The organism is Pseudomonas sp. P4_C8 (genome assembly GCF_056401975.1).
On the sequence record NZ_JBFUIH010000002.1, the window covers coordinates 195987 to 211991 of the forward strand.

Consider the following 16005-nt stretch of genomic DNA (forward strand, 5'->3'; position numbering starts at 1 on the left):
ATCAGGCAAACAATTCCCCCTGCAACTCATCCAGCAGCGCCTGAATCGCATCCAGTCGCTGCTGCGGATCATCGAGTTGCAGCAGATCGATCTTGTCCACTTCGGCAAACGGCAGAAGATAGGCCAACTGATTAGCCAATGATTGTTGCCCGGTCGCCTCAGTGCCCATGTTCAACGCTTCGACCATCGGGTGTTCGGCCAACGCCTTGAGCAGCGCCACCAAATCGGCGTCTTCTTCCTGCAGCGGCTGTTCAGGTTCGTCTTCAAGCCATTCAACGTCGGCGACGGTCAACTGGTCGCGCTGCACCTCGGTGCGCAAGACATGAAAACGCCGCCCGCCCTGCACCCGAATCCCCAGCAGGCCGTTGTCCTGCTGCTTGAAATCGGTGATCAGCGCTTCACACCCCACCAAGGCATACCCTGCCGGAGCGATGCCGACTTCTTCGCCGTCGAGGATGCACACCACGCCGAAGCCGCCGCCCTGTTTCATGCAGCGGCCGATCATGTCCAGGTAGCGCGCCTCGAAGATCTGCAAGTCGAGGATGCAGCCAGGAAACAGCACCGTGTTCAGTGGGAAAAGCGGCAAGCTCATAGACATTTCCTTACACCACCATCGACACCGCCAACGGCAGGAACACCGCCGTGGCCACACCCATCAGACTCATCGCCAGCGCCGCAAAGGCGCCGCACTCTTCACTTTCCTGCAAGGCCACCGAGGTGCCGACCGCATGGGCGGTCATGCCCAGTGCCATACCGCGCGCCTCAGGACTGTGGACACCGAGCCGGGTCAACAGGCTCGGGCCGAAGATCGCACCGATTACGCCGGTGATCAACACGAACACCGCAGCCAACGCCGCGACACCGCCGATCTGCTCGGCCACCAGCATGGCAATCGGTGACGTCACCGACTTGGGCGCCATGGTCATCAGGATCATGTGCTCGGCACCGAACCACCAGCCCAGCAACACGCCCATGCCCGTGGCCACCACGCCACCTATCACCAGCGTAGTAAATATCGGCCAGAACAACTGCCGAATACGTCGCAGATTAAGGTACAGCGGCACCGCCAGCGCGACTGTCGCAGGCCCGAGCAAGATACTGAGGATCTCGGTGCTCTTGCGGTACTCGGCGTACGTCAGGCCACAGGTCACCAGAACACCGATCACCACCAGCATCGAGACCAGCACCGGTTGCAAAAAGATCCAGCGGGTTTTCTCGAAGGCCGCCAGCACCAACTGATAAGCGCCCAACGTGATGCCGATGCCGAACAACGGATGATGAATCACCGAGTCGAGTGCGCCGTGCCAATCAAGGATCATTGGTCATCTCCGCGATGGGCGTGGCGCTTGACCATGCGCTGCATCAGTACGCCGGCGAAGGCCATGGACAGCAGCAGCGACAACACCAGCGCACCGACGATGGCCCAGAAGTCCGCGGCAATATCCTTGGCATACACCATCACGCCCACGGCCGGTGGCACCAGCAGCAACGGCAAGTAACGCAGCAGGCTGCTGGCCGCCAGGCTCAGCGGCTCGCCGACTTGTCCGCGTGAAATCAGGTACACCAGTAACAGCAGCAAGCCAATAATCGGCCCCGGCAGCACCGGTAAAAACAAGTGGTTGATGGCTGTGCCCAGCAATTGGAACAGCACCAGCCAGGTCAGGCCACGTAACAACATCCGGCATCTCCCGCGCTCTCCCCACCAAGAAGGGGCCGCGCATTATAAGCACGTCAACGCTATGGATCGGCATTCGCCAAAAGCATGGACAGTTGACCGGAGCAATTACCCATGTTGATCTACAGTGGTTCGCAGGGAGGTCAAATCCCCCCACTCGAAAAACTATAAATCCGATGAAACCCAAGGAGAGTCTCAATGCCCTATGTTCCCGTTGCAGAGCTCAAAGATTATGTCGGCAAGGAACTCGGACGTTCCGAATGGCTCACCATCGATCAGGAGCGCATCAACCTGTTCGCAGAAGCCACTGGTGATTACCAGTTTATTCATGTCGACCCGGTCAAAGCCGCGCAAACGCCATTTGGCAGCACCATCGCACATGGATTCCTGTCGCTGTCACTGATCCCCAAGTTGATGGAAGACATCCTCATCCTCCCCGAAGGCGTGAAGATGGTAGTCAACTACGGTCTCGACGGCGTGCGTTTCATTCAACCGGTCAAGGTCGATTCGAGAGTGCGCCTCAAGGTTGACCTCTCCGACGCCATCGAGAAAAAGCCCGGCCAATGGCTGCTCAAGGCCACCACCACCCTTGAGATAGAAGGCTCGGACAAGCCGGCCTATGTCGCTGAATCCCTGTCCCTCTGTTTCGTGTAATCCTCTCGGATGCGAAGCAGCTCACGCTGTTTCGCGACCGTCTCTATATATACGACACATAGCTACGGCATACTCCGTCGCCTAATTGCCCGGATCCCGCTATGCGCTCACTTGCACTCCTTGCCTTGACCCTGTTGCTCACCGCTTGCGGCGATGGCGAATCGCTGCTGCCCCCCGATGCCCGCTTGCCGGACGGTGGACGCTATCGCGGGGATCTGGTCGACGGCTTGCTGCAAGGCCAGGGCCGCATCGACTACCCGAACAAAAGCTGGTACGCCGGCGAGTTCGACAAGGGTCAATGGCATGGCCAAGGCGAATGGCATGGCAGCAACGGCGAGGTCTTTCGCGGGCAATTCAATCAGGGCCTGTTCGACGGCCAAGGCACGCTGACCACACCAGGCAGCAATTACACCGGTGGGTTCAAACTCGGTCGGCGCGATGGCGAAGGCACGCTCAAAGAAAACGGCATGACCTATCGCGGCGAATTCAAGGCCGATCAATATTCAGGGCTCGGTCGTCTCGAACTCGACGACGGCAGCTCCTACCAGGGCCAGTTCACCCAGGGCAAACCCAACGGTGAAGGCCAGCGCGGCGACGCCAGCGGCAATCAATTCACCGGACATTTTGTCAACGGACAACTGGAAGGCAACGGCACCTTCAACAGCGCCGAGGGCGACATTTACGTCGGCGGCTTCAAGAACAATCAACTGCACGGCAAGGGCCGCTACGAGAATGCCGATGGCGATGTCTGGCTGGGCCAGTTCAAGGAAGGCTCGCTGAATGGCAAGGGCGAGTTGATCGGTGCCGACGGCAGCCACTACGTCGGCCGGTTCAGCGACTGGCGCTTCACCGGCCAAGGGCGACTGAACCTGGCGGACGGCAGCTTCTACACCGGCCAGTTCGACAATGACAGTTACTCGGGACGCGGCACGCTGGTGCTGACTGACGGCACCGTGCAAAGCGGCACGTGGCTCAATGGCCAACGTGTGCGTGACGCCGATGGCAAGCTGCTGCCCGATAGCCTGGAGCTCGGTTTGCTGGCTCAGGGCCGCTTGCTCGACGACGCACTGCTTAACGTTCCGAGCTCGACTCCGGCCGTCGAGTTGTACACCCTGACCCTCGGTGGTGACGGCAAACAAAGCGTGTTCCTGCGCGAATCCGATTACGTCAGCAACATGCTCAGCAGCCGCTTCGGTGCGTTTGGCCAGATCCGCCTGGTCAATCATCGCGACCACCTCGTCGACCGGCCGATGGCCACCCGGGAAAACCTGCGCCGCGCCGCGCTGACGCTGGCCGAGCGCAGCGGCCCGGAAGATTTGATCTTCATTTACCTGACCAGCCACGGCACCAGCGAACACGAACTGGTGCTCGATCAACCGCGAATGGAACTGCCCGATCTACCGGCCGATGAACTCGCCGCGGTGCTTGCACCCTTGAAGAATCGCGACAAGATCATTGTGATTTCGGCCTGCTATTCCGGTGGTTTCATTCCCGCCCTCAAGGACGAACGCACCTTGATCATCACCGCCTCGCGGGCAGACCGCGTGTCCTTTGGTTGCTCCGAAGAAGCCAACTCTACCTACTTCGGCGATGCACTGTTCACCCAGGCACTGAACCAGACCGACGACCTGGAGCAAGCCTTCAAACTGGCCAAGGCTACTGTCGCCGAACGCGAACTGGCGGACAGCTTCGAAGCCTCCGAGCCGCAGATGTGGGCGCCTAAAGGGGTGATCTCGCACTGGCAGTTGTTACGCAAGCAGCAGGCACGAAAAGCGCTACAAAGTAGCTCTACCAATAGCAAGGATTCAAAGAGCAACTAAGCTGAACAGTATCAAGGGAGAAACACTATGTACTTGACGCCTCAGCATGTATTGCTTGCCGGAGCTACCGGGTTGACCGGTGAACACTTGCTTGATCGCTTGCTCAATGAGCCCACAATTTCAAGGGTATTGGCCCCTTCACGGCGACCATTGGCCACACATCCGCACCTGGAAAACCCGGTCGGCGACCCGACGGTGTTTCTGCCGCAACTGAACGGCCGCGTCGACATCGCCTACTGCTGCCTCGGCACCACGATCAAACAGGCCGGCTCCGAAGAAGCATTTCGTGCAGTGGACCTGGACATGGTCGTGGCGTTTGCCAAACGTGCGCGAGAAATGGGCGCACGGCACCTGATCGTGATCAGTGCATTGGGCGCCGATCGCAGATCCTCGATTTTCTATAACCGGGTTAAAGGCGAGATGGAACACGCATTGCGCGCGCAGGACTGGCCGCAACTGACCATTTGCCGCCCTTCTCTGCTGCTCGGTGATCGCGTCACGCCACGTCTGGGCGAGAAAATTGCCGGCCCTCTGTCACGCCTGATCCCGGGCAAATATCACGGCATCGAAGCCTGCCAACTGGCCCGGGCGATGTGGCGCTTGGCGCTGGAAGAGCAGGATGGGGTTCGGATTGTTGAATCGGATGAGTTGCGCAAGCTCGGCAAATAACTCTGCGGCGCCTATAAGTCCGTCTTCGCGAGCAGGCTCGCTCCCACACTGATCCGCGTGGGCCACAAATCCAATGTGGGAGCGACGGTGCGACGATTCGACCTGCTCGCGATAGAGCGCGAAGCGCTCTCCTACAACCCACCCGTCGCCTGAAAACTCACCCCTATCACCGTCAGTAACGACAACGGCAATAGTAGCGTGTCGAGCAACGCGCTGGCTGGCAGGTCCAAGCCAGGGTAACTCGGCGCCTCTGCACCAAAGTGGTCCTTGGCACAGCACCCACCGTTCATGGCGTACAAATCCAGACGCGTCCCGGAATACACCAGCGGCGCCCCAGGCTTGGCGGCATCAAGGGTGCGCGCCGTGGCGCAGCCTGTCAGTTGCAACACCAGCAGAAGGATCAGTAGCTTATTCATCGCTGCTCAAATGGTGCTCACCCCAGCGTGGCAGCATGTCCTGCGGAATGTTCAACAGATTGAGAATCCGCGCCACGACAAAGTCGATCAGGTCATCAATCGTCTGCGGCTGATGATAGAAGCCCGGCGAAGCCGGCATGATCGTCACGCCCATGTTCGACAGCTTGAGCATATTCTCCAGATGGATGCTCGAATACGGCGCTTCACGCGGGACCAGAATCAACTGGCGACGCTCCTTCAAGGTGACGTCGGCGGCACGTTCGATCAGGTTGTTGCAGGCACCGGTCGCAATAGCCGACAGCGTCCCCGTGGAACATGGCACCACGACCATCGCTGCGGGCGCACCGGAGCCCGAAGCCACCGGCGACATCCAGTCTTCCTTGCCATACACCTTGATTTGCCCGGCTGCAGCGCCGGTGTATTCGGTGAGGAAGGCCTGCATCATCTGCGGTTTGGACGGCAACGAAACATCCGTCTCGGTCGCCATCACCAGTTGTGCCGCCTTGGAAATCAGGAAGTGCACTTCGCGATCTTCACGCACCAGGCAATCGAGCAGGCGCAAACCGTACTGGGCGCCGGAAGCACCGGTCATGGCCAGCGTGATGCGATCCGGGCCGCTGCTCATTGCAGCGCCTCGGCGAGTTTGCCGTGCAGGCCACCGAAGCCGCCATTGCTCATGATCACCACGTGGGTGCCGGGCTGGGCCTGGCTCTTCACGCGTTCGATGATGCCTTCCAGCGAATCGCTGACAACCGACGGCACAGTGCACAGCGCTGCCGTGCCGGCCAGGTCCCAACCGAGGTTGGCCGGGCCATACCAGATCACCTGATCGGCATCGACCACGCTTTCCGGCAAGCCGTCGCGGTGCGCGCCGAGCTTCATGGAATTGGAGCGCGGCTCGATGATCGCGATCAATGGCGCATCGCCGATGCGTTTGCGCAGGCCATCAAGGGTGGTGGCGATGGCGGTCGGGTGATGCGCGAAGTCGTCATAAATGGTGATGCCGCGTACGTCGGCGACTTTTTCCATCCGGCGCTTCACGCTTTTGAACGCGCTCAACGCGGCGATGCCCATGGAAGGCACTACGCCGACATGACGCGCGGCCGCCAATGTAGCCAAGGCATTGGCGACGTTGTGCTGACCGGTCATGTCCCACTCGACCACGCCTTGGGCGACGCCTTCGAACATCACTTCAAACTTCGAACCGTCTTCGCTGAGCAGTTTGACCTGCCACTGACCGCCAGCACCGGTGGTCTGCACAGGGGTCCAGCAGCCCATTTCGATGACACGTTGCAACGCCGGTTCGGTGGTCGGATGGATCACCAGGCCTTCGCTTGGAATGGTCCGCACCAAATGGTGGAATTGCCGCTCGATGGCCGGCAGATCAGGGAAGATGTCCGCATGATCGAACTCAAGGTTATTCAGGATCGCCGTGCGCGGGCGGTAGTGAACGAACTTGGAGCGTTTATCGAAGAAGGCGCTGTCATATTCGTCGGCTTCGATCACGAAGAACGGTGTGCCGCCCAAGCGCGCCGACACCGAGAAATTCTGCGGCACGCCGCCGATCAGGAAGCCCGGGCTCATGCCCGCGTGCTCCAGCACCCAGGCGAGCATGCTGCTGGTGGTGGTTTTGCCATGAGTACCGGCGACGGCCAGCACCCAGCGACCTTGCAACACATGATCGGCCAGCCATTGCGGGCCGGAAACGTACGGCAGACCTTTGTTCAGCACGTATTCGACGGCCGGGTTGCCGCGCGACATGGCGTTGCCGATCACCACCAGGTCCGGTGCCGGATCGAGCTGGGAAGGGTCGTAGCCTTGGGTCAACTCAATGCCCTGAGCCTCAAGTTGAGTGCTCATCGGCGGATAGACGTTGGCATCGGAGCCGGTCACGTGATGGCCCAGCTCTTTGGCCAACACCGCCATCGAACCCATGAAAGTGCCGCAGATACCCAGAATATGAATGTGCATAGTCGACCTCGTAAAACATGGCCGCAGGTTAGCGTAGGGAGGGGAAAATCGCACCTTGTGTTTCGGTCTCACGGACGCCATCGCGGGCAAGCCCGCTCCCACAGGTCACCGAAAATCCTGTGGGAGCGGGCTTGCCCGCGATGGGGCGCGACGCAATTTAGCGGGCAATACCGTGTTTACGCAGCTTTCTGTATAGCGTGTTACGGCTGACACCCAAGCGCTCAGCGGTATGGGTCATATGCCAACGCGTGTGCTCCAGCGCATTCAACAACGCCAGCCGCTCGGCATCGTCCAACGGATGTTCGGACGGCTCTTCCACCGCCCATGCAACCGCCGGCCGCGCCTGACGAATCATCGCTGGCAAATCCTCCAGCCCGATCCGCCCGCCGTCACACAATGCCGCCAAGGTGCGCAGCACATTGCGCAATTGCCGCACGTTGCCCGGCCAGGCAAAACCCAACAAAGCTTCCCGCGCCGGCCCGTCGATCACGACGGTTTCCCCGCCCGCCTCTTCCGCCAACAAGAAATCGAGTAGCTGGGATTTATCACTACGCTCGCGCAACGCCGGCAACGCCACTTCCAGCCCATTGAGCCGGTAATACAAATCCTCACGGAAGCTGCCGTCCTGCACCCGATCCAGCAGATTACGGTGAGTAGCGCTGATGATTCGCACGTTGACCGCTTCCGGCTCCCCGCCAATCGGCACCACCTGCCGGTCTTCCAACACCCTTAAAAGCCGGGTCTGCAAGGCCAGCGGCATGTCGCCGATTTCGTCGAGAAACAGGGTCCCGCCATCGGCCTGCTGCAACTTGCCTCGCATGCCTTCCTTGCGCGCGCCGGTGAAGCTGCCGCCGCGATAGCCGAACAATTCGCTCTCGATCAGGCTTTCAGGAATGGCCGCACAGTTAAGGGCGACGAAGGCTTTTTCCGCCCGTTGACTGGCCTGGTGCACGGCTTTGGCGAACGCCTCTTTGCCGGAACCGGTTTCGCCGTTGATCAGCAGCGGGACATCGCGCTCGAATACCCGCAGCGACTTGCGAAAATCCTCCTGCAACGCGGTATCACCGATGCAGATGCCCGACAGCCGTGGACGTTCGGCAATCGTCGGGCTTTGCACAACGGGTACTGGAATGCTGCGCGGCTGCCCACGCAACACGGCAAACAGACTACGGCCGTCGCGGGTGCGCAGGGGCCAACTGGCATTGGCATTCACACTGGCACGGCCAAGCAACTCATCCAGCGAACAATCGAAAAACGCTTCCACCGGTTTACCCAACAAGCCACCGCGAATGTGCCCGAGCAGGTTCAGTGCGCTTTGATTGACCGCGCAAATCCGCCCTTCCCCGTCGAATGCCAGCAGCCCCTCGCTGAACAACCCGACGGACTCGGCCTGCAAGTGAAAACGCAGCAACCATTGATTGTCGAAGTAGCGCAGGAAATAACAGCTCTCAATCATCTTCGCCGACAGATTGACCAGGGCCATGGTGTGGAACTGGCTCTGGCGCGATACATCGTGGCGCGCCGAGGACACGTCGAGCACCGCCAGCAGTTCGCCGTGTGGGTCGAACACCGGGCTCGCCGAGCAGGTCAGGCCGGTGTGGCGTCCGCGAAAGTGTTCGTCCTGATGAATGGTCAGCGACTGACGCTCCACCAGGCAGGTGCCGATGCCGTTGGTGCCTTCGCAGGCTTCGCTCCAGTCGGCACCAAGCCAAAGGCCGGCGCGTTCGAAAATCTTCCGTTCGGCGGGAGCGGTGACGCAATTGAGGATCACACCACGGGCATCCGTCAGCAGCACCGCGTGACCAGCGCCGGAGAGCTGTTGGTGGAGGCTGGACATTTCATTGCCGGCGATGTGCAGCACCTGCTGCAAACGCTCGCGGCTTTCCAGCACGCGGCCATGTTCCAACACGGTGGGCGCCATCGTCAGGGCCGGGTCGAGGTGATAGTCCTCAAGACAACGCAGCCAGGATCGGGCGATGGACGGATCGCTGCCAGGGCCGTGCAGGTGCGATTTGCCCTGAGTCACGGTCAGGACTTGCTGGGCATGGCGACTCAAATGGTTGTCGTGCATTTCTTATTATTCTCCCCGAGCGGCTTACACCCCTTGTAGGAGCAGAGCTTGCTCGCGATGGCGTCCTGACATTCAACGTTGATGTTGGTTGTAAAGGCGTCATCGCGAGCAAGCTCAGCTCCTACAGGGTTATGCAGCAGCCATCAAAGGTGCATGAATCGCTATGACTTAGTCATATGGGCTCCGAGCATCCTCCAGCCCGACGCACATTGCAATGCTCGCAAGACTCGCCAGTCACGCGCTGTGCCACAAGCGGTACAAAGTGTCACGGGGACTGTATCGAAAGCGTCACAGACCACACCCGCCGGTCCGACAAAAACCACGCAAGGCCTTGATTTGCCTGACTTGCAAGGCAGTGGCCCGACCTTTGCTCTACGCTTATAACAAGCGCACATGCGCCTCTTCTTATAAATACAAAAGCCAAGGAGACAACATCATGCGTTACGCTCACCCCGGTACTGAAGGCGCTATCGTTTCGTTCAAGAGCAAATACGGTAACTACATCGGCGGCGAGTTCGTCGCGCCTGTCAAAGGTCAGTACTTCACCAATACCTCGCCAGTGAATGGCCAACCGATTGCCGAATTCCCGCGCTCCACCGCCGAAGACATCGACAAGGCCCTGGACGCTGCCCACGCCGCTGCCGATGCCTGGGGCGCTACGTCCGCCCAGGCGCGTTCGCTGGTGCTGCTGAAAATCGCCGACCGCATCGAGCAAAACCTGGAACTGCTGGCAATCACCGAATCCTGGGACAACGGCAAAGCCGTTCGCGAAACCCTCAACGCCGACATCCCGCTGGCTGCTGACCATTTCCGCTACTTTGCCGGTTGCATCCGCGCACAGGAAGGCAGCGCTGCCGAGATCGACGGCAACACCGTCGCCTATCACATCCACGAGCCACTGGGCGTGGTCGGGCAGATCATCCCGTGGAACTTCCCGATCCTGATGGCCGCCTGGAAACTCGCCCCGGCCCTGGCCGCCGGTAACTGCGTGGTCCTCAAGCCTGCCGAGCAAACCCCGCTGGGCATTACGGTACTGATGGAGCTGATCGGCGACCTGCTGCCACCCGGCGTGCTGAACATCGTGCAAGGCTTCGGCAAAGAAGCCGGCGAAGCGCTGGCCACTAGCAAACGCATCGCCAAAATCGCCTTCACCGGCTCGACCCCGGTCGGCTCGCACATCATGAAATGCGCCGCCGAAAACATCATTCCGTCCACCGTGGAGCTGGGTGGCAAATCGCCGAACATCTTCTTCGAAGACATCATGAAGGCCGAACCGTCCTTCATCGAAAAAGCCGCTGAAGGCCTGGTGCTCGCATTCTTCAACCAAGGCGAAGTCTGCACCTGCCCGTCTCGCGCGCTGGTGCAAGAGTCGATCTACGACGACTTCATGAAAGAGGTGATGAAAAAAGTCCTGTCGATCAAACGTGGCGACCCGCTGGACACCGACACCATGGTCGGCGCCCAGGCGTCCGAACAGCAATTCGACAAAATTCTTTCGTACCTGGAAATCGCCAAGGGCGAAGGCGCCGAGCTGCTGACCGGCGGCAAGGTAGAAAAACTCGAGGGCAGCCTGGCGACCGGGTATTACATCCAGCCGACCCTGCTCAAGGGCACCAACAAAATGCGCGTGTTCCAGGAAGAAATCTTTGGCCCGGTGGTGAGCATCACCACCTTCAAGGACGAAGCCGAAGCCCTGGCCATCGCCAACGACACCGAGTTCGGCCTGGGCGCCGGCCTCTGGACCCGCGACATCAACCGCGCCTATCGCATGGGCCGCGCCATCAAGGCCGGTCGTGTGTGGACCAACTGCTACCACCTGTACCCGGCGCACGCCGCGTTCGGTGGCTACAAAAAGTCCGGCGTCGGCCGTGAAACCCACAAAATGATGCTCGATCACTATCAGCAAACCAAAAACCTGCTGGTGAGCTACGACATCAATCCGCTGGGCTTCTTCTAAAAACCGGGGGCGGTGCAGGGAGTTCTGCATCGCCCTTTCTATAGCTATCGCGAGCAGGCTCGCTCCCACATTTGCACCGCGTTCCCCCTGTGGGAGCGAGCCTGCTCGCGATGGCGTCATCGAAGGCACCCAAAACATCGCCCTGGCCGCTCTGGCACGGGCTTTGCGTGCCCGCTTCACAGCTAAAACGTCGTACCGCAAGTCCAAAAGATCAAACAATAAAAAGACAGCGAGGACTTATGACTTCTTCTACACAGCTCAAACCCACACTCGGCACCCTGCATCTATGGGGTATTGCCGTCGGCCTGGTGATTTCTGGCGAGTACTTCGGCTGGAGTTACGGCTGGGGTACCGCAGGCACATTGGGCTTTCTCGTCACCGCCCTGATGGTGGCGACGATGTACACCTGCTTCATCTTCAGCTTCACCGAACTGACGACCGCGATTCCCCACGCGGGAGGGCCATTCGCCTACAGCCGGCGGGCGTTTGGTGAGAAAGGCGGATTGATCGCCGGTATCGCCACCCTGATCGAATTCGTGTTTGCGCCCCCGGCCATTGCGATGGCTATTGGCGCTTACCTCAACGTGCAATACCCGGAACTTGACCCCAAGATCGCCGCCGTTGGCGCGTATTTCGTGTTCATGGGCCTGAACATCCTTGGCGTCAGCATCGCCGCCACCTTTGAACTGGTGGTCACCGTGCTGGCGGTCGCCGAGTTGCTGGTGTTCATGGGCGTGGTTGCGCCGGGCTTTAGCTTCAGTAACTTCGTACTCAATGGCTGGTCGGGTTCCAATGAGTTCACCATCGCTTCCATTCCCGGAATTTTTGCCGCCATTCCCTTCGCGATCTGGTTTTTCCTCGCGATTGAGGGGGCGGCGATGGCAGCTGAAGAAGCCAAGGACCCGAAACGCACGATTCCCAAGGCTTACGTCAGCGGCATTCTGACCCTGGTGTTCCTGGCCATCGGCGTGATGGTGATGGCCGGCGGCGTCGGTGACTGGCGTCAACTGTCGAACATCAACGACCCGCTGCCCCAGGCGATGAAAGCCGTGGTCGGCAACAATTCGACCTGGATGCACATGCTGGTCTGGATTGGTCTGTTTGGCCTGGTGGCGAGCTTTCACGGGATCATCCTCGGCTACTCGCGACAGTTCTTCGCCCTGGCGCGTGCCGGTTACCTGCCCAGCGGTCTGGCCAAACTCTCGCGCTTCCAGACCCCGCACCGCGCCATTCTGGCCGGTGGTGTGATCGGCATCGCGGCGATATACAGCGATGGCCTGGTCAACCTGCAAGGCATGACGCTGACGGCGGCGATGATCACCATGTCGGTATTCGGTGCCATCGTGATGTACATCATCAGTATGCTGAGCCTGTTCAAACTGCGTAAAACCGAACCGAACCTGGAGCGCACCTTCCGCGCACCGGGCTATCCGATTGTCCCGGGGATYGCGCTGTTTCTGGCGGTGGTGTGCCTGGTAGCAATGGCCTGGTTCAACACGCTGATCGGCTGTGTGTTCCTCGGCTTTATGGCGGCCGGTTACCTGTACTTCCAGTTGACCGCCAAACAACGTGCCGATGCGCCGGCAGACGCGATGCTCGAAGGCATTTGAGTTGCACCGGCGCCGGGCCAATCACCCGGCGCCTGCCATATTGAAGTGCATGCTGCTCCCACAAGGGGGTTAGTAATGAATTTGAGTTATTCAGAGGTTCAGGAGGACACCATCCCATGGCCACATTTGCCCACTCTGTCGGCGCTCAGACCTATCGCTTCGAGAGCCTCAAGGACGTCATGGCCAAGGCCAGTCCAGCGCGTTCCGGTGATTTCCTGGCAGGTGTCGCTGCGCTTAATGATGGCGAGCGTGTGGCCGCGCAGATGGCCCTGGCTGACATCCCGCTGACTCACTTCCTGCAGGAAGTACTGATTCCTTATGAGGCCGATGAGGTCACCCGACTGATCATCGATACTCACGACAAACACGCCTTCGCCGTGGTCAGCCATCTCACCGTTGGCGGGTTTCGCGACTGGCTGCTCAGCGATGCCGCCGATGAACAGACCCTGCGCGCGCTCGCCCCCGGCCTGACACCGGAAATGGCGGCCGCCGTGTCGAAGATCATGCGCGTCCAGGACCTGGTGCTGGTGGCGCAAAAAATCCGCGTGGTCACCCGGTTTCGCGGCACCATGGGATTGCGTGGCCGGCTATCCACCCGCCTGCAACCCAATCACCCCACCGACGAGCCGGCCGGCATCGCGGCGAGCATCCTCGACGGCCTGCTGTACGGAAACGGCGACGCGATGATCGGCATCAACCCGGCTACCGACAGCATCGCGTCGATCTGCGCGATGCTGGAAATGCTTGACGCGATCATCCAGCGCTATGAAATCCCGACCCAGGCCTGCGTGCTGACCCACGTCACCACGTCGATCGAGGCGATCAATCGCGGGGTTCCGCTGGATCTGGTGTTCCAGTCGATTGCCGGCACCGAAGCGGCCAATGCCAGTTTCGGCATCAACCTGAATGTCTTAAAGGAAGGTTATGACGCCGGTTTGAGCCTCAATCGCGGCACGTTGGGTCAGAACCTGATGTATTTCGAAACCGGTCAGGGCAGCGCACTGTCGGCCAACGCCCACCACGGTATCGATCAACAGACCTGTGAAACCCGCGCCTACGCCGTGGCGCGACATTTCAAGCCGTTCCTGGTGAACACGGTTGTCGGCTTCATCGGCCCGGAGTACCTCTACAACGGCAAACAGATCATTCGCGCCGGCCTCGAAGACCACTTCTGCGGCAAATTGCTGGGCGTGCCGATGGGCTGCGACATCTGTTACACCAACCACGCCGAAGCCGACCAGGACGATATGGACACCCTGTTGACCCTGCTGGGCGTGGCCGGAATCAACTTCATCATGGGCATCCCCGGTTCTGACGACATCATGCTCAACTACCAGACCACCTCGTTCCACGATGCCCTCTACGCCCGTCAGACCCTGGGCCTGAAACCCGCACCTGAATTCGAACAGTGGCTGACAAAAATGGGCATATTTACCCAGGCAGACGGCAAAATTCACTTCGGCGACAGCCTGCCCCCGGCCTTCCGCCAGGCGATGGCGCAATTGGGATGAGTGCTTTCATGGAAAAACCACCCGTAGATCCACAGAATCCATTGCTGGAATTGCGGCGTCTGACACCAGCACGAATTGCCCTGGGGCGCACGGGCACCAGCATGCCGACCAGCGCCCAACTGGATTTCCAGTACGCCCACGCTCAGGCGCGGGATGCGGTGCATCTGCCGTTCGACTCGGCAGGGCTCAGCTCGCAACTGGCCGAGATCGGGCGCGACAGTGTGTTGCTGCACAGCGCCGCCACGGACAGAAACAGCTACTTGCAGCGCCCTGATTTGGGGCGAAAATTGAGCGATGAGTCGGCGCAGAGGCTGCGCACTTATGCCTCAGCCAATCCCGACGGCGTCGATCTGGTGATTGTGGTGGCCGATGGGCTGTCGGCACTGGCCGTTCATCGCCACACCCTGCCATTTCTCACGCGCCTGGAAGAACAGGTGCTGGCCGAAGGCTGGTCCGTGTCGCCGGTGATACTGGTCGAGCAGGGTCGCGTCGCGGTGGCCGACGAGATTGGCGAGCTGATAGGGGCAAAAATGACGGTGATCCTGATCGGCGAACGTCCTGGACTCAGCTCCCCGGACAGTCTGGGCTTATATTTCACTTACAATCCAAAGATCGGCCTGACAGACGCTTTTCGCAATTGCATCTCCAATGTCCGGCTCGAAGGCCTGAGTTACGGCATGGCGGCACATCGTTTGCTTTATTTAATGCGCGAGGCCTGTCGCAGACAGTTGTCAGGGGTCAATCTCAAGGACGAAGCCCAGCTTCAGACACTGGATTCAGACGCAGGAGCGGACATGAAACGCAACTTCCTGTTGGATCAGACAGATACGTGAACCGTTCCCGCATTGCGTTTCTGCGCCGGTTTCAGGCAGGATCGACGAACGGCCGCCACGGGTTTCCCATCGCCGTCACGTAAGACAGCCACTTGAAGTCGAGACCTACCATGCGGATTATTCAAGCGACCCTCGAACACCTGGACCTTCTGACGCCACTGTTCGTGAAATATCGTGAGTTTTATGGATCCCTGCCCTACCCGGACTCGTCGCGTGCGTTCCTCGAAAAACGCCTGCGCCGCAAGGAATCGGTGATTTATCTCGCCGTGTCCGACGACGACAACAACAAACTGATGGGCTTCTGCCAGTTGTACCCGAGCTTTTCCTCTCTTTCGCTTAAACGCGTGTGGATCCTCAACGACATCTATGTCGCCGAAGACGCCCGCCGCCAATTGGTGGCCGACAATCTGATCCGCACCGCCAAGAAAATGGCCAAGGAAACCAATGCCGTGCGCATGCGTGTTTCCACCAGCAGCGACAACGAAGTCGCGCGCAAAACCTACGAATCCATCGGGTTCAAGGAAGACACCGAGTTCAAGAACTACGTGCTGCCGATCAGCGACAGTCTCTGACTCACACCGCCTTTTGTAATTGGATGGACTCGCCCACGCCGAGGCGTCAATGCGCCACGGTGGCAGTCTAAGAAGCCAACGGCAGCGAGGGCGAGTCCATGAAAAAGAATACGACGCTTAAACAGTCCCTGTCTTCAACCGATGTGTCGGCCTGTACGACAGTGGCGGTCGATCTTGCCAAGCAGGTCTTTCAGGTCGCAGGCGAAGACGCTCTGGGCCAGGTGCTTTATGAAGAACGCCTCAAAT

The 16005-nt window shown here is 59.8% G+C and carries 15 protein-coding genes; 8 read left to right on the forward strand and 7 right to left on the reverse strand.

Translation table 11 applies throughout. From position 1 onward, the window contains the following. Position 1: 1 nt before the first annotated feature. Genes AC1DWM_RS02145 through AC1DWM_RS02155 form a run of 3 tightly spaced genes read right to left on the reverse strand, consistent with a single transcriptional unit; the run spans position 2 to position 1678 of the window. Positions 2 to 592 (reverse strand): LON peptidase substrate-binding domain-containing protein, encoded by a 591-nt coding sequence (locus AC1DWM_RS02145; RefSeq protein ID WP_223521952.1) that lies wholly within the window; start codon positions 590 to 592, stop codon positions 2 to 4. Positions 593 to 602: 10 nt separating this feature from the next. Then, positions 603 to 1319, reverse strand: coding sequence for an LrgB family protein (locus AC1DWM_RS02150; protein WP_140669527.1), 717 nt, complete (start codon positions 1317 to 1319; stop codon positions 603 to 605). Then, positions 1316 to 1678 (reverse strand): CidA/LrgA family protein, encoded by a 363-nt coding sequence (locus AC1DWM_RS02155; RefSeq protein WP_223521950.1) that lies wholly within the window; start codon positions 1676 to 1678, stop codon positions 1316 to 1318. Before AC1DWM_RS02155 ends, AC1DWM_RS02150 begins: the two co-directional genes overlap by 4 nt. A 195-nt stretch (positions 1679 to 1873) precedes the next feature. Between AC1DWM_RS02155 and AC1DWM_RS02160 the strand changes: the two genes are divergently transcribed. The 3 genes from AC1DWM_RS02160 to AC1DWM_RS02170 all read left to right on the forward strand — a co-directional run bounded on the left by AC1DWM_RS02160 (position 1874) and on the right by AC1DWM_RS02170 (position 4818). Then, on the forward strand, positions 1874 to 2329 hold the full coding sequence (locus AC1DWM_RS02160) for a MaoC family dehydratase (RefSeq protein WP_223521948.1): 456 nt from the start codon (positions 1874 to 1876) through the stop codon (positions 2327 to 2329). Positions 2330 to 2430: 101 nt separating this feature from the next. Then, positions 2431 to 4149, forward strand: a complete 1719-nt coding sequence (locus AC1DWM_RS02165; RefSeq protein WP_223521946.1) for a C13 family peptidase — start codon at positions 2431 to 2433, stop codon at positions 4147 to 4149. A gap of 27 nt (positions 4150 to 4176) precedes the next feature. After that, a complete protein-coding gene (locus tag AC1DWM_RS02170; protein ID WP_223521944.1) occupies positions 4177 to 4818 on the forward strand; it encodes an oxidoreductase in 642 nt (213 codons plus the stop codon). 131 nt (positions 4819 to 4949) lie between these two features. On the opposite strand, the gene AC1DWM_RS02175 is transcribed toward AC1DWM_RS02170, so the two are convergent. The 4 genes from AC1DWM_RS02175 to AC1DWM_RS02190 all read right to left on the reverse strand — a co-directional run bounded on the left by AC1DWM_RS02175 (position 4950) and on the right by AC1DWM_RS02190 (position 9276). Further along, positions 4950 to 5234, reverse strand: coding sequence for a YceK/YidQ family lipoprotein (locus tag AC1DWM_RS02175; protein WP_223521942.1), 285 nt, complete (start codon positions 5232 to 5234; stop codon positions 4950 to 4952). Then, positions 5227 to 5859, reverse strand: coding sequence for a flavin prenyltransferase UbiX (gene ubiX, locus AC1DWM_RS02180; protein WP_223521940.1), 633 nt, complete (start codon positions 5857 to 5859; stop codon positions 5227 to 5229). The genes AC1DWM_RS02175 and ubiX overlap by 8 nt, the downstream gene beginning before the upstream one ends. After that, a complete protein-coding gene (mpl, locus tag AC1DWM_RS02185) occupies positions 5856 to 7205 on the reverse strand; it encodes a UDP-N-acetylmuramate:L-alanyl-gamma-D-glutamyl-meso-diaminopimelate ligase (RefSeq protein WP_223521938.1) in 1350 nt (449 codons plus the stop codon). Before mpl ends, ubiX begins: the two co-directional genes overlap by 4 nt. A 157-nt stretch (positions 7206 to 7362) precedes the next feature. After that, positions 7363 to 9276, reverse strand: a complete 1914-nt coding sequence (locus AC1DWM_RS02190) for a sigma-54-dependent Fis family transcriptional regulator (RefSeq protein WP_223521936.1) — start codon at positions 9274 to 9276, stop codon at positions 7363 to 7365. A gap of 436 nt (positions 9277 to 9712) precedes the next feature. Between AC1DWM_RS02190 and exaC the strand changes: the two genes are divergently transcribed. The 5 genes from exaC (at position 9713) to AC1DWM_RS02215 (ending at position 15759) form a co-directional block, all read left to right on the forward strand. After that, positions 9713 to 11233 carry an acetaldehyde dehydrogenase ExaC gene (gene exaC, locus AC1DWM_RS02195; RefSeq protein ID WP_223521934.1) on the forward strand — a complete coding sequence of 507 codons (1521 nt, stop codon included), beginning with the start codon at positions 9713 to 9715 and terminating at the stop codon, positions 11231 to 11233. Between the two features lie 239 nt (positions 11234 to 11472). Continuing rightward, positions 11473 to 12843, forward strand: coding sequence for an ethanolamine permease (eat, locus tag AC1DWM_RS02200; RefSeq protein ID WP_223521932.1), 1371 nt, complete (start codon positions 11473 to 11475; stop codon positions 12841 to 12843). Positions 12844 to 12959: 116 nt separating this feature from the next. Then, positions 12960 to 14354 (forward strand): ethanolamine ammonia-lyase subunit EutB, encoded by a 1395-nt coding sequence (locus tag AC1DWM_RS02205; RefSeq protein WP_223521930.1) that lies wholly within the window; start codon positions 12960 to 12962, stop codon positions 14352 to 14354. Between the two features lie 8 nt (positions 14355 to 14362). Then, on the forward strand, positions 14363 to 15187 hold the full coding sequence (gene eutC / locus AC1DWM_RS02210; RefSeq protein ID WP_477794534.1) for an ethanolamine ammonia-lyase subunit EutC: 825 nt from the start codon (positions 14363 to 14365) through the stop codon (positions 15185 to 15187). A gap of 110 nt (positions 15188 to 15297) precedes the next feature. Beyond that, complete coding sequence (locus AC1DWM_RS02215) at positions 15298 to 15759, forward strand: GNAT family N-acetyltransferase (protein WP_223521926.1); 462 nt, start codon at positions 15298 to 15300, stop codon at positions 15757 to 15759. Positions 15760 to 16005 lie beyond the last annotated feature (246 nt).